General features: G+C 73.2%; 14 protein-coding genes. 5 read left to right on the top strand and 9 right to left on the bottom strand.

From position 1 onward, the window contains the following. Positions 1-114 precede the first annotated feature (114 nt). The 8 genes from RBJ77_RS46465 to RBJ77_RS46500 all read right to left on the bottom strand — a co-directional run bounded on the left by RBJ77_RS46465 (position 115) and on the right by RBJ77_RS46500 (position 13265). Entirely contained in the window at positions 115-1251 is a 1137-nt protein-coding gene (locus RBJ77_RS46465; protein WP_372350487.1) for a VCBS repeat-containing protein, read from the bottom strand. Between the two features lie 88 nt (positions 1252-1339). After that, complete coding sequence (locus tag RBJ77_RS46470) at positions 1340-2818, bottom strand: FG-GAP-like repeat-containing protein (protein WP_372350488.1); 1479 nt, start codon at positions 2816-2818, stop codon at positions 1340-1342. An 88-nt stretch (positions 2819-2906) separates the two neighbouring features. Beyond that, a complete protein-coding gene (locus RBJ77_RS46475; protein ID WP_372350489.1) occupies positions 2907-4397 on the bottom strand; it encodes an FG-GAP repeat protein in 1491 nt (496 codons plus the stop codon). A gap of 182 nt (positions 4398-4579) precedes the next feature. Beyond that, complete coding sequence (locus RBJ77_RS46480; protein ID WP_372350490.1) at positions 4580-5998, bottom strand: FG-GAP and VCBS repeat-containing protein; 1419 nt, start codon at positions 5996-5998, stop codon at positions 4580-4582. An 84-nt stretch (positions 5999-6082) separates the two neighbouring features. After that, the gene (locus RBJ77_RS46485) at positions 6083-7360 is read right to left on the bottom strand and encodes an FG-GAP repeat domain-containing protein (protein ID WP_372350491.1); all 1278 of its coding nucleotides are present in this window, start codon (positions 7358-7360) and stop codon (positions 6083-6085) included. Between the two features lie 134 nt (positions 7361-7494). After that, positions 7495-8886, bottom strand: coding sequence for an FG-GAP-like repeat-containing protein (locus tag RBJ77_RS46490; protein WP_372350492.1), 1392 nt, complete (start codon positions 8884-8886; stop codon positions 7495-7497). A 362-nt stretch (positions 8887-9248) separates the two neighbouring features. Further along, complete coding sequence (locus RBJ77_RS46495; RefSeq protein ID WP_372350493.1) at positions 9249-10805, bottom strand: esterase; 1557 nt, start codon at positions 10803-10805, stop codon at positions 9249-9251. Between the two features lie 177 nt (positions 10806-10982). Beyond that, entirely contained in the window at positions 10983-13265 is a 2283-nt protein-coding gene (locus RBJ77_RS46500; protein ID WP_372350494.1) for a (Fe-S)-binding protein, read from the bottom strand. Positions 13266-13583: 318 nt separating this feature from the next. On the opposite strand from RBJ77_RS46500, the gene RBJ77_RS46505 reads away from it, so the two are divergent. The 5 genes from RBJ77_RS46505 to RBJ77_RS46525 all read left to right on the top strand — a co-directional run bounded on the left by RBJ77_RS46505 (position 13584) and on the right by RBJ77_RS46525 (position 18318). Then, positions 13584-14510 carry an NAD-dependent epimerase/dehydratase family protein gene (locus tag RBJ77_RS46505; protein ID WP_372350495.1) on the top strand — a complete coding sequence of 309 codons (927 nt, stop codon included), beginning with the start codon at positions 13584-13586 and terminating at the stop codon, positions 14508-14510. A 1-nt stretch (position 14511) separates the two neighbouring features. Next, complete coding sequence (locus tag RBJ77_RS46510) at positions 14512-15561, top strand: MraY family glycosyltransferase (protein ID WP_372350496.1); 1050 nt, start codon at positions 14512-14514, stop codon at positions 15559-15561. A gap of 153 nt (positions 15562-15714) precedes the next feature. Beyond that, complete coding sequence (locus RBJ77_RS46515; RefSeq protein ID WP_372350497.1) at positions 15715-16119, top strand: hypothetical protein; 405 nt, start codon at positions 15715-15717, stop codon at positions 16117-16119. Continuing rightward, a complete protein-coding gene (locus RBJ77_RS46520; protein WP_372350498.1) occupies positions 16116-17288 on the top strand; it encodes a glycosyltransferase family 4 protein in 1173 nt (390 codons plus the stop codon). The genes RBJ77_RS46515 and RBJ77_RS46520 overlap by 4 nt, the downstream gene beginning before the upstream one ends. After that, positions 17275-18318, top strand: a complete 1044-nt coding sequence (locus tag RBJ77_RS46525) for an LCP family protein (RefSeq protein ID WP_372350499.1) — start codon at positions 17275-17277, stop codon at positions 18316-18318. The genes RBJ77_RS46520 and RBJ77_RS46525 overlap by 14 nt, the downstream gene beginning before the upstream one ends. Before the next feature lie 22 nt (positions 18319-18340). Here RBJ77_RS46525 and RBJ77_RS46530 read toward each other — a convergent pair whose 3' ends face one another. Then, the gene (locus RBJ77_RS46530; RefSeq protein ID WP_372350500.1) at positions 18341-19192 is read right to left on the bottom strand and encodes a glycosyltransferase family 2 protein; all 852 of its coding nucleotides are present in this window, start codon (positions 19190-19192) and stop codon (positions 18341-18343) included. Positions 19193-19426 lie beyond the last annotated feature (234 nt).

The following is a 19426-nucleotide window of genomic DNA, read 5'->3' on the forward strand; positions in this document are numbered from 1 at the left end:
GCCGGTCCTATTGCCGGGCCCGGGGATCGGGCCCGGCTTTGCGGCTGACCTGTGACATCCCCTAAGGGGCGGCCCCGAGGGGACGGCCCGAAGGGATGTGTCAGGGCGCGGGGGTCAGTTCGCCTGTACGGAGGACCAGTTGGTGTAGTGCTCCGAGGGGAGGCCCACCGTCGTGCCCATGACGCTGTACGAGCCCGTGGTGGTGGGGCCCGTTGTGGTGCCCTTGAGGACCCACAGGCCCCCGGTGTCGTTGTTCTCGCCGGGAGTGCCGACCACCAGCTCCGGGCGGTCGTTGCGGTTGAGGTCGACGAGCCGGACGGTGGAACCGAACCGGTCGCCGCGCTCGGCGGTGCCGGGTACGCCCGAGGTGTCCTGGCTGATGGCGCGCGAGCCAGCGCCGGTCGGTCCCTGAGGCCCGCCGGGGATCAGGACGACGGTGCCGGCGTTCCGCTTCGAGCCCAGGGCCTCGCCGGGGACGCCGACGGCTATGTCGGCGTAGCCGTCGCCGTTGGTGTCGGCCACGGCGACGTCGCTGCCGAACCCGTCGTCGGACTCAGAGGAGCCGGGGACACCGGGAGTGGACTGGTGGATGAGGAGGGGCGTGGCGGTGGGGTCGACGCCGGTGGGGCCGCCGGGCCAGATCACGATCTGACCGCCCTGGTGGCCGGTGCCGGCCTGCGGGCTGCCGTCGATCACGGTGTCGGCCGGATCGCCGACGACCAGGTCGCCGTAGCCGTCGCCGTTCACGTCACCGATCGCCGCGTTGTCGCCGTCGGTGGGCAGCGGCTGCGGGATCCGGTCGGTGGGCGGGTCGACGTAGATGCCGCCCGCGGGGTGGTCGGACAGGCCCACGCTGATGTCGACGATCTCCGGCCGGCCGTCGCCGTTCAGGTCACCGAGGAGCGTGTCGTCGACGGACGGGGTGTTGGCCTCCAGGCCCGAGGCGGTGGCCTTGCCGGTCCGGGTGAACGGGCCCGCGAGGCGGCGTGAAGCGCACCAGCCGGCCACGGACACCCGCGCCGTGCCCGGCGCGGCCTTCGGGTTCGCGGCGGCGAGGCCGGTGCCGAAGGTGCAGCCCCCGCCGCCGAACGACGGGCTGGGAGTGGACAGCAGCGCCCCGCCCTTCAGCCCCTGGGACCCACCCCACAGCACGGTGACGCTGCCGCGGTTCTGGGCGCCGGTCACGTCCTCGTACGGGGCGCCGACCAGAAGGTCCGCGTAGCCGTCGGCGTCCAGGTCGGCCGTGGCCACCGACTGTCCGGGCTCCGGGGAGAGGGCGGGGCCGGTGCCGTGCCCGCACGGACGGGCACGGCACCGGTGAACTGCGCTCGGTGGCAGGTCAGTCGGCGAAGTTGATGCCGAGGTACGGGGTGCCGGAGGCGGAGATGCCGAGCGTGGAGGTGTAGATGCCGGCCGACGCGGAGAGGGTGTCGTCCGTGTTGGAGTGCAGGGCGTAGACGGCGCCGTTGCCGCCGTTCTCGCCGGAGGCGCCGACGACGACGTCGCCGCGGCCGTCGCCGTCGAGGTCGTCGATGTGGACGTCGGAGCCGAAGTGGTCGCTCTTCTCGTTGGCGTTGGGCACGCCGGGCGTGTCCTGGCTGTAGAACTTGGCGCCCGCGCCGGTGATGCCGGAGCCGTCGGCCGCGCCGTACAGGACGGTGACCGAGCCCGCGTCGGTGATGCCGTCGAGGTTCTCGCCCGAGGCGCCGACGACGAGGTCGAGCCGGCCGTCGCCGTTGACGTCGCCGAGGTCGAGCTCGTTGCCGAAGTAGTCGCCGCTCTCGCCGGACCCGGGCACGCCCGCGGTGTCCTGGTCGATGGTCTGGACGGCGGAGGCGTCCGGTCCCGACTCGGTGCCGTGGGCGATCAGGACGGCGCCGCCCTTCTGGACACCGGGGACGTCGGAGGGGGCCTCGGGGTCCGGGTCCCAGGCCAGGCCGAGGACGACGTCGCCCTTGCCGTCGCCGTCCACGTCGCCGACGTCCGTGATGATGCCGGCGGGCAGCTTCACGTAGCCGGTCGAGGTGACGCCCGAACCGGTGCCGGGGAGGTAGAAGTTGGCGTTCCAGCCCTCGGGGGAGTCCTTCTCGTAGCCGTTGACGAGGAGGTCGTCGATGCCGTCGCCGTTGATGTCGCCGGAGTGCAGGTTGCGGATGCCGTCGCCGCCGCCGCTCCACACCGGTGCGGCCACCGTGTAGGCGCTGCCGGTGCCGCCGCGGACCACGTCGACGGTGGCCGAGTTGGGCGTGGCCACCGCGAGGTCGGACGAGCCGTCGCCGTCGAGGTCGGCGGCCTGCAGCATGGAGCCGAAGCGGTCGTGGCTCGCGGCGCGCGGGTCGGTGACCGTCTTGCCCGTGGTCAGGCCGTTCGCGGACCCGTACAGGATGGCGGCGGTGCCGCCGTCGACGTCGCTGCCGACGTCCTCGCCGGGCGCGCCGACGGCCAGGTCGTCGTAGCCGTCCTCGTTGAAGTCGCCGTACGCGGTGTCGGAGCCGAAGTAGTCGTTCTTCTCGGCGGTTCCGGGCACCCCGGTGGAGTTCTGGCTGATGGTGACGTGCTTGCCGCCGCCGTAGAGGACGCTGACGACACCGGCCCCGGCCTTGCCGTTGACGTAGGCGAACGGCGCGGACGTCGCGGTGTCCGCGACGCCGTCGCCGTTGAAGTCCGCGTCGGACGCGGCGACGCCCGGCGTGGCAGCGGTCGCGGCGCCGGCCCCGGCGACGAACAGACCGCCGGTCAGGGCGGCCGCCGCGGCCGTCGCCGTGGCGAGGCGGATGCGGGTCGGGGACGGGGTGGGGACGCGTCTGTGCTTGGCCATGTGGTGGGCTCCTTGGGATGTACGTGTAGGGGTGGGGTCGGCGCCGCGCGGCACGGCCGGTGCGCGGACCCGGTGGCGAACCGGCGTGTCAGTCGGCGTAGTTGACGCCGAGCTTCGGGGTGCCGGAGGCGGAGATGCCGAGCGTGGAGGTGTAGATGCCGGCCGACGCGGAGAGGGTGTCGTCCGTGTTGGAGTGCAGGGCGTAGACGGCGCCGTTGCCGCCGTTCTCGCCGGAGGCGCCGATGACGACGTCGCCGCGGCCGTCGCCGTCCAGGTCGTCGATGTGGACGTCGTTGCCGAAGTAGTCGTTCTTCTCGTCGGTGTTGGGGACGCCGGGGGTGTTCTGGCTGTAGAACTCGGCGCCCGAACCGTTGTTGATGCCGGAGCCGTCCGCGGCGCCGTACAGGACGGTGACCGAGCCGTCGTTGGTGCCCTTGCCCGTCAGGTCCTCGCCCGGGGCGCCGACGACGAGGTCGAGGTGGCCGTCGCCGTTGATGTCGCCGAGGTCGAGCTCGAAGCCGAACCCGTCGCCGGCCTCACCGCTGCCGGGCACGCCGGCGGTGTCCTGGTGGATGGCGTGGACGCCGTTGTTCTCGGGGCCGACGGAGCTGCCGTAGTTGATCAGTACGGCGCCGCCCTTGTGGCCGTAGCTGCCGCTGCCGTCGGCGTCCTGGCCGAAGACGATGTCGCCGTAGCCGTCCTCGTTGATGTCACCGATGTCGGTGATGACGCCGTCGGGCAGGTCCTGCCAGCTGCTGGACTTCGGGCCGGTGGGAGTACCGGGGAACCAGTAGTTGGCGCTGTCGGCGTACGTTCCCCAGCCGTTGACGAGGAGGTCGTCGATGCCGTCACCGTTGGTGTCGCCGGAGTGGAGGTTCCTGACGCCGTACGCGTCGCCCGACGCCTTGGGGCCGGCGGACAGCGGCGCGACCAGGGTGTAGGCGCCGCCGGTGCCGCCCGCCGCGGTGAACCCGCCCCGGACGATGTCGACCGTCGCGGAGTTGCCGGTGGCCGCGGCGAGGTCGTCCTTGCCGTCGCCGTCGAGGTCCGCCGCTTCGAGGAGCACGCCGAAGTTGTCGTGCTTGGTGGGGCGCGGGTCCTTGACGGTCGTGCCGCCCTGGAGGCCGTTCGCGGAACCCCACAGGAGGACGACGGTGCCGCCGTCCTTGTCCGTGCCCACGTCCTCGCTGCTCGCGCCGACGGCCAGGTCGTCGTACCCGTCGCCGTTGAAGTCGCCGTAGGCGGTGTCCGCGCCGAAGTGGTCGCCGTTCTCGGCCGACCCGGGGACGCCCGCGGAGTTCTGGCTGATGGTGGCGTGCCGGCCGCCGCCGTACAGGACGCTGATCAGCCCTGCCTGGGCCTGGCCCCCCACGTAGGCGCCCGGCGCCGACACGGCGACGTCCGCGGCCCCGTCCCCGTTGAAGTCGGCGTCCGACGCCGCGACACCCGGGGTCGCCGCCGTCGCGGCACCCGTGGAGGCGACGAACAGCCCGCCCGTCAGCGCGGCCGCCGCCGCCGTCGCCGTGGCGACGCGGAGGCGGGTGGGAGAGGGCGCCGGTACGCGCCTGTGCTTGGCCATGTGGTGGCTCCTGCGGCAAGAAGGGGATGTCTGGCGGACATCCCGCGTCGATAGGTGCCGTTCGGCCGCTGTTTGCCGGGAGTTGTCCCGGGCGCAGCTCGCCGGTCGGCGAACAGGAGACACCTCGTGGGGCGTGATGGTTGTACGGGGCAGGTGAGGTTTTCCGGGAATTTCGGAGGGGGTCAGCGGCCGAGTGCCGCGCCGTAGCCCGCCGCGCCCGAAAGGCCCAGTTTCTTCGGTGTCACGGAGACCGTGTCGGGGAACGGGGGCTCCTCGTCCGTCTTGTGGAACCAGACGCCGCCGGTCGAGGCGTTCTCGCCGGGGGCGCCGATCGTGAGGTCCGCGTACCGGTCGCCGTCGTGGTCGGCCGCCGCGACCGCCGCGCCGAACCGGTCGCCCGCCTCCGCGGTGCCGTCGACCTGGGGGCTGTTCTGGGTGATCTGGTCGCCGACGAAGTGCGGTTCGCCGGAGGCCTTCTCCAGGTACGTGATCGCGCCCGCCGCCTTCGCCGTGCCCACCGCCTCGTGCGGGGTGCCGACGAGGAGGGCGTCGTGGCCGTCGTGCACGGTGTCGTGGACCGTGCCCAGGGAGGCGCCGAAGTCGTCCTCGGGCTCGGCCGCGCCGCCGACGTAGGGGGTGTCCTGGGTGGTGCAGCCCACGGGGCCGCCGAGCGTGGTGCCGGGCTTTCCGGTGACGAGGGCGACGGCGCCGCCGGTCCGCTGCTCGCAGTAGGTCGTCTCCACCTCGGAGTTGGGCTGGACGAGGCCGATCGCGAGGTCCTGCGTGCCGTCCGCGTCGAAGTCGCCCGCGGCGAGCGCCGCGCCGTGGTCGCTCGTCGACCAGGTGGTGCGCCAGCCGTCCGCCGCCTTCGTCGTCACGAACGTGCCCTGGTCCTCCATCCCGCGGTACGTGACCGCGAGGTCGTCGCCGCCGTCGCCGTCGAAGTCTGCCGTGGCCAGGGCGGCCGGGCCCGCGAAGTGCCAGGTGCGGACGGTGGTGGGGGTGGTGGAGGCCATGGTGCGCAGGAGCAGCGCGGAGCTCTCCTCGGAGCTGCTGCTGTACACGAGGTCGGCGTGGCCGTCCCGGTCGTAGTCGCCGGCCGTGAGCAGCGCGCCGACGTGGGCCTCCTCGTGGCCGCCCTTGACGGTCGTGGTCCCGGAGGTCAGTCCCTTCGCCGAGCCCCACAGGACGTAGACGGCGCCCTGGTACTGCTCGTCGGGTACGTCGAGGGTCTCGTCCGGGGCGGAGACGGCGAGGTCGGCGTAGCCGTCGCCGTTGAGGTCGGCGGGTGCGACCGCGTAGCCGAAGCGGTCGCCCGTCTCCGAAGTGCCGGGTACGGAGGGGGAGTTCTGGCTGATGGTCGTCGAGCCGTGCTTGCCGAGGCCGCCGCTGCCGCCCCACACCACGTTCACGTACCCGGCCTTCGCGCGGCCGCCCACGCTCGCGTCGGCCACACCGACGGCGAGGTCGGTGTAGCCGTCGCCGTTGAAGTCGCCCCGGGTGCCGCACGGTTGGGCGCCCGCCGGGCTCGCGAGGGGCAGGCTCAGGCCTGCCGCGGCGAGGGCGGCGGCGCACAGGAGGGCCAGGTTTCGCACGCGCACGGTCGGGCTCCCGGGGTCTGGTGGCTGGGGTGCTGTTCGTTCCCCGGGTGTGACGGGTGAGGCGTACGGATGGTTGTGTTCGGGTTAGCGGGAGGTGAACTCCAGTGTGGTGAAGGTGAGTTGGGGCTTCGCTGACAGCAGGGCGGCGGTGCGGGCGCCGGGGAGGACGGTCACCGTGTCCTTGGTCCCCGTGTCCGACGTGCGTTGCAGCACCAGGTCGTCGCGGCCGTCGCCGTCGAAGTCCGCCACCGCCACGACGCGGCCCGCACCCGGCGATCCGGGCACCGCCTTCGTGCCGCCCCGCACCAGCCGGACCTTCGCCCCGTCGCCGCCGGACACGACGAGGTCGGTGCGGCCGTCGCCGTCGAGGTCGCCCGTGTCGAGCGTCTCCCCGGCGGCCGGGACCGTGCGGGGGGCGGCGCCCTGGCCCGCGTACACCTTGAGGCCGCCGCCGGTCAGCACGGCGGTGCCGAACCGGCCGAACGCCACGTCCGTGCCCGCCGGGTAGGCGCCGCCGGGGCGGCCGGGGCCGGTCGGGCCGCCGAGGACGACGGCCGAGCGGGCGGTGCCGTTGTGGGCGCGGACCAGGACGTCGTCGGCGCCGTCGCGGTTCACGTCGGCGGCGGCCGCCGGGACGTTCCCGGACGACTGCGCGATCCGGGCGGTGCCGCGCGAGGCGCCGGCCTTCGTGAACGGGCCCGGAAGGAACGTCAGCCGGCCCCCGCTCGCGTGCACCACCAGGTCGGCCTTGCCGTCGCCGTCGAAGTCGCCGCACACCGGCTGGTCGGGCCAGTCGTTGCCGAAACGTGCCTGCGCGGGGATGCGCAGCTTGACTCCCTGGCCGGAGATGCCGGCCGGCGAGCCGAAGAGGAGCTGGAGCGGCACCGGGGGCTGGCCCTGGCCGTCGTAGGGCGGGTCCGTGGAGACGACGAGGTCGGTGAAGCCGTCGGCGTTCAGGTCGCACGCCGCCTCGGAGCCGAACGCGGCCGGCGTCTGCCCCTTCGTGGGCGCGGCGTACGTGCGCGGGGAGAGCAACTGCCGGGCCGCCGGGACGAGTCCGTGCCCCTTCTTGCCGTACACGATCCCGATGCCGGGGTCGTCGCCCTGCCCGTCGTGGGCCAGTTCGTCGAGGACGAGGTCGGGGGCGCCGTCGCCGTTGAAGTCCGAGGCCGTTCTGGAGCCGGTGCCGCGCGGTACCGGTTGAGCGGCCGCCCGCTCCTTGCCGGCCATCGCCACGGGGTGGTGCGAGGCGGTGGCGTCGGCGTCGGTGTCGTCCGCGCCGCCGCAGGCGGTGAGGGTGGCGGCCAGCAGGACGACGCCCAGCGCGCCGCCCCTGCGGCCGTGCCTCCGTATGCCCGTCATCCTCGTACACCCGTCATTCGCGTCGACCCGCCCCGCCGTCTGTCATGAACAGTCTCTTCCGGTTCATGATGCCGACGGGGCGGGGGATCGTTAAGGGGCGGGAGGTGCCGGGTTGGTCACGTTGTGGGCCGTGATCAGCGCAGCACGTCGCCGAAGGAGATGCCCGCGGCCGGCCGGCCGAAGTCCGCGCCGTTGAACGACGTCACCGCACTCGTCGTCAGGTACGGGGAGCTGCCGCGCAGCACCGTGACGGCGCCCGCGTCGGCCTTGGTGCCGATGTCCTCGCCGGACGCGCCGATCGCCAGGTCCGCGCGGCCGTCGCCGTTGACGTCCTTGAAGCGGACGGACGAGCCGAACCGGTCGCCCGCCTCGGCGGCCCCGGGCACCCCGGTGGTCGCCTGGTGGTAGGCGCGGCCGTCGAGGTCGTAGCCGGACCGGCCCTTGAGGACCACGACCGAGCCGGTGCCCTTGACGCCCGAGACCGTCTCGCCGGGAGCGCCGACCGCGATGTCGTCGAAGCCGTCGGCGTCGAGGTCGCCGACGGCGACGGACGCGCCGAACCGGTCCTCGGTCTCGGTGGCCCCGGGCACCCCGGTGCTGTCCTGGGTGATCTTGTGCATGCCCTCCATCTCGTCGGTGAAGATGGACGATCCGCCGTAGAAGATCCAGATCGAGTTGTCCTCGGCCTGGCCGGTGACCAGGTCGGGGTAGCCGTCGCCGTTGACGTCGCCGGTGGCGGCCGCCTCGGTGGTGGAGCCGGTGAAGTTGCCGTCGATCTGGCCCGAGTAGTAGCCGATGTCGCCCGCGCCGCCGTCGACCCAGCCCATGTACGGGCGGCCGTCGGCGTGCTTGCCGTACAGGACGTAGGTGTAGGTGCGGCCGACGCCGGTGCCGTGGAACTGGGCGGCGGTCTGGCCCTCCAGGGTCACGTCGGAGGGGATGAACTCGACCTCGGGCGCGTACGCCGACGCGGGCGTGCCGTCGCCGTACCACCACCACTTCTTCGCGCTGACGACGGAGAGCTGGGCCCAGTCGTCGCCGTCGAGGTCGACGAAGACGGTGCCCTCGCCGAACCGTTCGTCGTCCTCGGTGGGCGCGTGGTAGACCTGCGCGCCCGTGGTCAGGCCCTTGGCGCTGCCCCATACGACGGTGACGGAGCCGCTCGCCCAGTCGGCGACCTGTTCGCCGGGGGCGCCGACGATCAGGTCGGTGTAGCCGTCGTGGTTCACGTCGCCGCTGGAGACGTTCTCGCCGAACTCGTCCTCGGCCTCCGTGACGCCCGGGACGCCGGGGGTCTCCTGGGTGACGGTCACGGATCTGGCCGGGGTGACGCCGGAGGCCGAGCCGTACGTGATGGTCACGGCGTTGGCCTTGGGGGTGCCGATGGCCAGGTCGCGGTAGCCGTCGCCGTTGTAGTCGTCCTTGAGGGCGGTCGCGGCGGATGCGGTGCCTGCGAGGGGGAGGGTGAGGCCGCCTGCGGTCAGGGCGGCGACCCCGGCGGCTATGGCGAGTTTCTTGAGGCGCACGTCAACTCCAGCGTGGGGTTGGGTAGTTGTTCACCGGTGTGACGGATGGGGTTCGGTGAATGGTTGTACGCCGGGGCGCCGTAACTTCGTGGTGGGGGTGGGCGACTGCGGGTAGTGGCTGGTTGCTCGCGCAGTTCCCCGCGCCCCTGAAGGCGCGGCTTCGCGCCGTGGCTGCGGCTGTTTGATCGCCGGGTGCGGGTCTCGTTGTGGTTGCTCGCGCAGTTCCCCGCGCCCCTGACGGGGCGCCCCTGGCGGGGGCCCCTGAGATGGTGCACGTAGTGCGCATCTCAGGGGCGCGGGGAACTGCGCGGCCAGCCACAGAGCAGCTGGGCTCGACAGTGTGCCGGTCGGGCCTGCGGCGACTAGTCGTCCACGGCCGCGCCGTAGCGGGCGTTCAGGGACGGGGCGGAGAGTGAACCCGCTCCGTACGTCCAGGAACCGGTCGCCGTGATGCCGGTCGAGCCCGCCGAGAAGACCCAGACCACACCGTCGTCGGTGTTCTCGCCGGGCGCCGCCGCGAGGAGCCCGAAGCGGCCGTCGTCGTTCGGGTCGGTGAAGGAGACCTGCCCGCCGAACTTGTCCCCCTTCTCCGCCGCCCCGGGCACGTCCGCCGAGTCCTGGTTGAAGTCCCGCACCCCGGTGGTCCGCAGCCCGAGGGCCGAGCCGCGCAGCACCCACACCGCGCCCGCGTCGGCCACCGTGCCGATGTCCTCGCCGGGCGCGCCGATCGCGACGTCGGCGTACCCGTCGCCGTCACTGTCGCCGACGGACAGGTCGGCACCCCAGCCGTCGCCCTTCTCGGCGGTGCCGGGCACCCCGTCGGTGTCCTGCGTCCACCACTGCGGTTCGCCGCTAGGACCCGTGTCGGAGCCGTAGTAGACGCCGACCATGCCGCCGGTCGTCCACTCGCCGCCGTCGTCGGGGCTGTGCGGCTCACCGGTGACGACGTCGTCCTTGCCGTCCCCGTTGACGTCGCCGGAGGCGACGACCGGGCCGCCGCGCAGCGTGAGCACCGGCAGCGGGTCGGCGTCGGCGGCCGTGCCGGGGAGCACGTACGACCAGCCGTGTCCGGGCTCGTCGCCGACGGAGGTGCCGGAGACGACGAGGTCGGCGAAGCCGTTGGCGTCGTAGTCGCCGGTGGTGAGGGACTGCGGCTGGATGCCGGTCGGCGCGGCCAGGGCGGACCGGGTGGCGGCCTTCGGCGTCGCGCCCTCCGGGGCCTTCGCCTTCGGTGCCTTGCCCGCGAAGTCGGTCCGGGAGGCGCGGACCAGCCGCTTGGCGGTGCCCGCGGTGGATCTCGCGGCGGGTGCCGCCTCGTACTGGAAGATCGCGAGGCCGACCGAGTCGAGGACGGCGAACTGGTCGCCGTCGCCCGTGTCGGAGAACCGGGCGGCGGCGAGCGCCGACCCGAACCGGCCGCCGTCGGCGGGCTCGTCGGCCTCCAGGCCCGTACTGGCGGTGCCGACGAGCCCCTTGGGGGTGCCCCACAGGACGACGCCGCCGCCCGAGTCGGTCACGGTCCCGAGGTCCTCGCCGGGGGAGCCGACGATCGCGTCGTCGTAGCCGTCGCCGTCGATGTCGCCGGAGGCGACGGCCTGCCCGAACGCGTCGCCCGCCTCGGCGGCGCCGGGCACTCCGGTCGTGTTCTGGCTGAAGACGGCGGAGCGGGACGTGCCCATCCCGCTCGGTCCGCCGTACTGGACGGTGACGATCCCGGCCCCGGCGTGGCCGCCCACGGTGGCCCCGGGGGCGCCGACGAGGACGTCGTCGTAGCCGTCGCCGTTGAAGTCGGTGTTGCGGTCGTTCGCGCGGGTGCCGCCCGGGGTGCCCGCGTACGCGGACGGGGCGGCGGCGATGAACGTACCGGTGAGAAGGAGGAACGAGGCCGCGGCGAGGGCGGCCGAACGGTTCTTGCGCACGTGCGGCTCCTGTAGCGAAGGAAGGCCGGGCAGCGCGGGGGGACGGCCGGAAAGGGCCCGTTCCTTGTCCGGCGCCCCGTTTGACACGGGATCATCCGGAAGGGTTGTACGGGACGGGAGAAGCAAAGAGGGCACCCCGTCGTGACGGGGTGCCCTCGGGGCGTCTGCCGGGGGGTGTTACTTCACCGGCTCCGGCTCCGGCGCGTCCTCGGTCTCCGCCTCGCCCGCCGGGTCGACCGGCGTCTTGACGGAGTCGAGCAGCAGCTGCGCGACGTCGACGACCTGGACGGACTCCTTGGCCTTGCCGTCGTTCTTCTTGCCGTTGACCGAGTCGGTCAGCATGACGAGGCAGAACGGGCAGGCCGTCGAGACGATGTCCGGGTTGAGGGACAGGGCCTCGTCGACGCGCTCGTTGTTGATGCGCTTGCCGATCCGCTCCTCCATCCACATGCGCGCGCCGCCGGCGCCGCAGCAGAAGCCGCGCTCCTTGTGGCGGTGCATCTCCTCGTTGCGCAGGCCCGGCACGTTGGCGATGATCTCGCGCGGCGGGGAGTAGATCTTGTTGTGACGGCCCAGGTAGCACGGGTCGTGGTAGGTGATGATGCCCTCGACCGGGGTGACCGGGACGAGCTTGCCCTCGTCGACGAGGTGCTGGAGCAGCTGCGTGTGGTGGATCACTTCGTAATCGCCACCGAGCTGCGGGTACTCGTTGCCGATGGTGTTGAGGCAGTGCGGGCAGGTCGCGACGATCTTCTTGACCGTCTTCGGCTTCTTGGACTCGGCCGTGACCTTGCCGTCGTCGTCGTACTCCTCGCCGAACGCCATGTTCAGCGCCATGACGTTCTCCTGGCCGAGCTGCTGGAACAGCGGCTCGTTGCCGAGGCGGCGGGCGGAGTCACCGGTGCACTTCTCGTCGCCGCCCATGATCGCGAACTTGACGCCCGCGATGTTGAGCAGCTCGGCGAAGGCCTTGGTGGTCTTCTTGGCGCGGTCCTCCAGGGCGCCGGCGCAGCCGACCCAGTAGAGGTACTCGATCTCGGTGAGGTCCTCGATGTCCTTGCCGACGACCGGCACCTCGAAGTCGAGCTCCTTGAGCCACTCCAGGCGCTGCTTCTTCGCCAGGCCCCAGGGGTTGCCCTTCTTCTCCAGGTTCTTGAGCATCGTGCCGGCCTCCGACGGGAAGGCGGACTCGATCATCACCTGGTAGCGGCGCATGTCGACGATGTGGTCGATGTGCTCGATGTCGACCGGGCACTGCTCGACGCAGGCGCCGCAGGTGGTGCAGGACCACAGGACGTCCGGGTCGATGACGCCGTTCTCCTCGAGGGTGCCGATGAGCGGGCGCTCGGCCTCCGCGAGGGCGGCGGCGGGCACGTCCTTGAGCTGCTCCTCGGTCGCCTTCTCCTCGCCCTCCATTGACTTGCCGCCACCGGCGAGCAGGTAGGGCGCCTTGGCGTGCGCGTGGTCGCGCAGCGACATGATCAGGAGCTTCGGCGAGAGCGGCTTGCCGGTGTTCCAGGCGGGGCACTGCGACTGGCAGCGGCCGCACTCGGTGCAGGTGGAGAAGTCGAGCAGGCCCTTCCAGGAGAACTGCTCGACCTGGGAGACGCCGAAGACGTCGTCCTCGCCCGGGTCCTCGAAGTCGATCTCCTTGCCGCCCGAGGTCATCGGCAGCAGCGCGCCCAGCGAGACATCACCGTCGGCGTTGCGCTTGAACCAGATGTTCGGGAAGGCGAGGAAGCGGTGCCAGGCGACGCCCATGTCGGTCTTCAGGGCGACCGTGATCATCCAGATGAAGGAGGTCGCGATCTTCAGGCCGGCGAAGAAGTAGGTGAGGTTCTGGAGCGTGGAGACGTCCAGGCCCTCCAGCGCGTTCACCACGGGGTACGAGATGAAGAACGACGCCTCGTAGCCGTCGACGTGGTGCTGGGCGCCTTCGAGGGCGTGCAGCATGAAGATGCAGACGCCGACGATGAGGATGACGGCCTCGACGAAGTACGCCTGGCCGAAGTTCGAGCCGGCGAAGCGGGACTTGCGGCCCGGCTTGTTCGGCTTGCTCAGCTGGCGGATCACGATGAGGACCACGATGCCGAGGACCGTCATGGTGCCGATGAACTCGACGAAGACGTTGTACGGCGCCCACTCGCCGATGATCGGCAGCAGCCAGTCGGCCTGGAACAGCTGGCCGATGGCGTTGACGATCGTCAGCAGCAGCGAGAAGAAGCCCACTGCCACGAACCAGTGCGCGACACCGACGATGCCCCAGCGGTTCATCCGGGTGTGGCCGAGGAACTCCTTGGCCACGGTGACGGTGCGCTGGACCGGTTCGTCGGTGCGGGTGCCTGCGGGCACGTTCTGGCCGAGCCGCATGAAGTTGTAGATCTGCAGGAGGGCACGGACGAACAGGGCCGCGCCGACCACGATCGTAACCAGCGACACGATGATCGCGGCGAGTTGCATTAGGGGGCTCCTCGGGCCTGCGAGGGTGGTCTCGTCGTTGACGTACTAGTGATTACTAAGCGGTAACTTATGGAGTCCGTCTGAGACTACCCACTTACCCGGTCGCAATGTAGTCGCCCGGGTCGTGATCTGTGTCGCTGAGGGCACCCTCAGGGCGCGGTGCCGTGGTCCGCCGGGTGCGTCGGTGGGCGAGCCAAAGCTGATCGTGTTATTCGCCCCATATTTGGACATAAGGGAATAACTTATGTAGGGCTCCGGCCGGGTGTGCCCCGCCGGTGTCACCCCGATACCGCACTCACCGAGGGGCCCTGAACGCACATGTCGTCCACCTATCTGGTCACCGGCGGCGCGGGCTTCATCGGCTCGCACCTGACCGACGCGCTGCTCGCGCAGGGCCACACCGTCGTCGTCCTCGACGACCTGTCCACCGGCGACCGGGCCCGCCTCGCCGCCGCCTGGCCCAACCCCAAGCTCCGCTTCGTCCGCGGCTCGGCGCTCGACGCCCGCCTCGTCGACGAACTCGCCGGCCGCTGCGACCACGTGATCCACCTCGCCGCCGCCGACGTCCGCCCCGTCCTCGCCGCCGCCCTGCGGCACGGCCGCCCGCTGCTGCTCGCAGGACCGGCCGACGCCGCGGCGCTCGCGCTCGCCCACCACCGGGAGCACGGCCTGCCGGTGACGGTGGTCCGCCTCTTCGACACCGTCGGGCCGCGCGAGTCGCCCACGCACGGCACGCTCGTGCCGCGGCTCGCCGCGCAGGCCGTCGCCGGACAGCCGCTGACCGTCCACGGCGACGGCAGCCGGCGCCACCGCCTCACCCACGTCGCCGACGTCGTCGACGCGCTGCTGCGCCTCCTCGCCCGTCCGGACGCGGCCGGCGGCACCTTCGACGTCGCGCGCTCCGAGGAGACCACCGCCGCCGACCTCGCGCGCACCGTCGTCGAGCGCTCCGGCTCACCGTCGCCGCTCCGTTTCGTCCCGTACGAGACCGGGGCCGAGGACGAGGACGGGGCCGAAGTCCCGTACGGGGCCGGCGTCCCCGACACCCGCGCGCTGCGCGCCCTCACCGGCTGGGCGCCACGGGCCGGGATCGAGGAGATGGTCGACGCGGCACTCGTCGACGTGAGCGGCACGGGCGGCGGCTTCCCGGGACCGGCCGCCCCGATGTCCTTCCCGCCCACCACTCAGCCGTCTTTCCCGCCCACCACCCCGATGTCCTTCCCGCCCGCCGCGGCCCGGGCCTGACGTGCTGTTCGGGATCGCGGCCGCCGCGACCGCGCTGCTGCTCGCCGCCGCCCTGACCGCCGGGCTGCGCGCCCTGGCGCTGCGCACCTCCTTCGGCGTCGACCGGCCCGGCGGCCGCAGGCCCCACAGCCGGCCCACGCCGCACCTCGGCGGGGTGGCCGTGGCGGCGGCGACCGGCGCGGTCGCGGCGACCGGGGCCGCCACCGGGCTGGTACCGCTCGGCTCCACCACGGGGACGCTGCTGCTCGCGGCCGCCGCGGTCGCCCTGCTCGGCTTCCTCGACGATCTGCGGCCGATGGGGGCGCGGGCCCGGATCATCGTCGAGGCGGGCGCCGCGAGCGTGGTCGTGCACGGCACCCACCTGGGCTTCGCCGTCGGCGCGCTCGCGGTCCTGTGGGTGGTCTTCGTGACGAACGCCTTCAACCTGCTCGACAACTCCGACGGGGCGATGGGCGTGGTCGGCGTGGTCACCGCGCTGGGCCTGTGCGTGTGTGCCGGGGCGGAGGGGCTCGGTCCGCTCGCGGTGGTCCTGGGGCTGCTCGCCGCCTCGCTCACCGGTTTCCTCATGCACAACTGGCATCCGGCGCGGATCGTCCTCGGCGGCTGCGGATCGCTGTTCACCGGGTTCCTCGTGGCCTGCTCGGCGCTGCTGGTGAACGTCGAGCACGAGGCGTCCGCCTCGCTCGCCTCCCTGTTCGCGGTGACCGTCGTGGCCACCGCCGACACGGTCCTGGTCGTCGTCTCGCGGCGCCGGGCCGGGCGCGGACTGCTGCGCGGCGGCACCGACCACATCGCGCACCGGCTGCGCCGGCTCGGCCTGACCGTGCCGGGGGCGGCGGTGGTCCTCGGCGTCGCGGCGGCCGTCGGCACGTCGACGGCCGTGCTGCTGCACCGGGGCGCGGTCGGCGTGCCGGTGGTGTGGGGGCTGGTCGGCGCGGCCTCGGTGGCCGTCGTGCTGCTGCTGCGGGTGCCGGTCTACGGCGCCCGCAGACAGGTCAGGGGCGTGCGGGCCGCGGGGACCGCCGAGTCCGTCGATCTGGCGCGGGGCTGATCCGCCGCCGACGCCTGCCGCGCGCACGACCGCGCACCACCGCGCGCGGCGCCGGGCCGGCTCCCGGCGGACCGCCGCGCAGGGGCCGTACCCCGCAGGAGCCGCATTCGCAGGAGCAGTACTCGTAGGGCCGTACTCGTAAGGGAGCGAGACATGCTGAACTTCGGCCGGACGCGCGCACTGGTGCGTGAACTCACCCGGCACGAGATCGACCTGGTGCTCGCCTCGGGCGCGCACGACGGTGTCTTCGGACGGGCCCTGCGCCGGTCCGGGTACCGCGGGCGGATCGTGTCCTTCGAGCCGTTCGGCGGGGTGCGCGCCGGGGTCCGCAGGGCCGCCGCCCGCGACGCGGCCTGGCAGGTGCTGCCGTACGCGCTGGGCGACCGGGACGGCGCCTGGACCCGCCGCCTCGACCAGGTGTGGGAGGACGTCGTGGCGCCCGGCGAGCGGGTGCTGCTCCAGGTGGACCACGCCCCGGAACTGCCCGAGGTCCTCGCGGGAGCGGGTGAGTTCGGGCCCGATCTGGCCCTCGTGCGGTCCGGGGCGGCGTTCGCATGAGGATCGCGCTCGTCCACAGCTTCCACGGCTCGTCGGTGCCCGGCGGCGCGAACGAGTCCGTCCTCGACCAGGCCGCCGCCCTCACCCGCGCGGGCCACGACGTGCACCTCGTCGCCGCCCGCACCGACGACCTCCAGCACGCGCCCTGGTACGCGGCCCGGTGCGCGGTCACCGTGGCCACCGGGCACGGCCGCAGCCCGCTGCCCGTGCTGCGCGCCCTCGCGCCCGACGTGGTGCACGTCCACAACCTGTTCCCCAACTTCGGGCGTGCCTGGACCGCCGAGTGGACCGGACCGCTGGTCGCCACCCTGCACAACTACCGGCCGCTGTGCGCCGCCGCCGTCCTGTACCGGGACGGGGCGCCGTGCACCCGCTGCCTGGACGGCGACCGGTGGGCGGGGCTGCGGCACGGCTGCTACCGGGGCTCGCGGCTCGCGACCCTGCCGCTCGCCTGGTCGTCGCGGGGCGGGGTGCGGGAGAACCCGCTGCTGCGGCGGGCCGACCGGGTGGTGGTCCTGTCGGAGCGGAGCCGGGAGACGTACGTGCGCGCCGGGCTGCCCGAGGAGCGGATCGCGCTGGTCCCCAACTTCGTTCCCGACGTGGAGGGCGCACCGGACGCCGGACCCGATCAGGCGGGTGACGCCTGGGTGTTCGCGGGCGGCCTCACACAGGACGGGGGCATCCTCGACCTGCTGCGCCGCTGGCCCTCGGAACAGCGCCTCGACGTGCTCGGGACCGGGCCGCTGGAGGGCGAGTGCCGGGCGGCGGCGCCGTCGTCCGTGCGGTTCCTCGGGTCCGTCGAGCGGACGGCGCTGCGGCGCTCCCTGCCCGGGTACCGGGGGACGGTCCTCCCGGGCCGCCGCCCGGACGGGGTGCCACTCGGCTATCCGGAGGCGCTGGCGGCGGGGCTGCCCGTGCTCGCCTTCGAGGGTTCCCTGCTGCCGCGCGTGGTGCGCGCCGAGGGCACCGGCACCGTCACCGGCTGGGACGCCTCGCTGCCCGCCGCGCTGGCCGCCGCCGAGCGGATCTTCCCCACGCTGCGCACGCACTGCCGGGGCGTCTACGCCAAGCGGTACGGCGAGGAGGCATGGGTCGAGCGGACCACGGCCCTGTACGCATCGCTGGCGCCGGCGCACGGCGCGGAAGGGCTGCTCCATGGCACTGCGTGAACTGCGGCTGCTGCGCAGGAGGCTGTTCGCCCGCCGGTGGGTGCGCCGGAGCGCGCTGGGCGCCGCGGTGCTCCTGGTGACGGCGTTGTGCGCGGGCTCCCTCGCGTACGCCCGGCTGAACGGCAACATCCGTACCGACGAGGCCACCGACCAGGCCCTCGACGCCGACCACGGCAGACGGCCCGCCGCGCTGCGGCCCGGTGCGCAGAACATCCTGATCATGGGCTCGGACATCGAGGCCACCAAGGACAGCCAGCGCTCCGACACGACGATGCTGCTGCACCTGTCGGCCGACCGGAAGCGGGCCGCGCTGGTGAGCGTGCCGCGCGACCTGATGGTCGACATCCCGGACTGCCGGCTGCCCGACGGGGAGCGCAGCGAACCGGAGTACGCGCAGTTCAACTGGGCGTTCGAGCGGGGCGGCGCGGCCTGCGCGATCCGTACCTTCGAGGACCTGACCGACGTCCGCGTCGACCACCACCTCGTGCTGGACTTCACCGGGTTCAAGAAGGTGGTGGACGCGCTCGGCGGCGTCGACGTGAAGGTGCCCGAGCGGATGCGGGTGCCGGGCGGCGACCTCGTCCTGGACCGCGGCGAGCAGCACCTCGACGGTGCCCAGGCGCTGGTCTTCGTGCGGGGCAGGACCGGTGTCGGCGACGGCAGCGACCTCCAGCGCATCGAGCGGCAGAAGGAGTTCGTGCGCGATCTGATGGACCGGGTGCGGGACGAGGGCCTGCTCTCGCACACCACCCGGCTGTATCCGGCGCTGCACGCGGTCACGTCCTCGCTCACCGCCGACAAGGGCCTCGACTCGCTCAGCGAGCTGTACGGCCTCGCGGAGGGCGCGGGCCAGGTCCCCGAGGGCCGCACCGCCATCGTCACCGTGCCGAGCGTCGAGCACCCCGACTACTGGGGCCGGTACACGCCGGTCGAGGACCAGGCGGAGGCGCTGTTCGAGGCGCTGCGCGAGGACGAGCCGCTGCCGAAGCACCTGTACAACGCGTACGACCCGGAGAACGACGAGCTGTGACCGGCCGCCGCGCGCCGCGCCGTCACGGTGCGGCGCGGCTCGCGGCCAGCGCCCGTACGACCGTCGTCACGTACGGCGAGACCATCAGCACCGGCGCCCGTACGCCCGTGTGCCGCCAGCAGTAGACCCACCACGGCCGCACCGGCAGCTCCCGCGGCGACGTCCGGCGGCGCAGCGCCTCGCGCACCCCGATGCCCGGTTCGCGGGAGCCGTGCAGGGCGGCGGCCGGGCCGGCGGGGCAGTCGCCGACGTGGCGCGGGGCGACGTGCGCGGCGACGCCCGCCCGGCGCGCGCGGAACCCGTGGTCGTAGTCGCCCATGCCGTGCACGAAGACCTTGTCGATGTCGCCGACCCGCTCGCGCACGGCCCAGGGGAGCAGCACCACGTGCCCGTTGTAGGTGTCGCAGGGCTCGGGCCGGCCGCTCGGTTCGACCAGGGCGAGGGAGTGGCCGCGCCGGCCGGAGTAGGTGGTGGCGCCGTCGTGCCGGACTGCTCCGACGATCACCGCGCGGTCGGCGAACTTCCGCGAGGTGTCGAGGAGTTGGGCGAGGGCGTCCGGGGCGAGCCGGACCCCGGTGTGCAGCCACAGCTGGTGGCTGGGTTCGGGGCTGCCGGCGGCGCGGCTGTTGCGGCTGGCCAGGCGCATGCCGTGGCCCCAGTAGACGTCGGGTCCGACGACCGTCACCTGGGTGCCGGGGTGGGCGCGGCGGACCGCTTCGGGGGTGCCGTCCGTCGAGCCCGCGTCCACGAGGTGGGCGCGCACGCGGGTGCCGGGCGGCAGGCCGCGCTGCGCGGTGAGGGCGTCGAGGGCGGCGAGGGTGTCGGCGCGCCGGTTGTGACTGGTCATCAGGACGGCTACCCGGGGTGCTTCCACGCGTCCTCCCTACGTTGCGCTTTACGGACATTCAGCGCATAAGTCTCTATTCTCGGCCTGGCGGAACCGCCCAACGACCCGGCCGTCCTCCGTCGGGCCGGCCATGAAACCCAGGACGCGCCCATGGATCTCCGTCGCATCCCGCTCGGGCTGATCGCCCGGTTTCGATCGAGGCGTCGGGGGACCCGTCCGCGGGCTCTGCGCTCCCCCGCGAAGCCCGCGCTGTCGTATCTG

It is taken from the genome of Streptomyces sp. KL116D (genome assembly GCF_030766975.1).
Classification (GTDB): domain Bacteria; phylum Actinomycetota; class Actinomycetes; order Streptomycetales; family Streptomycetaceae; genus Streptomyces; species Streptomyces longispororuber_A.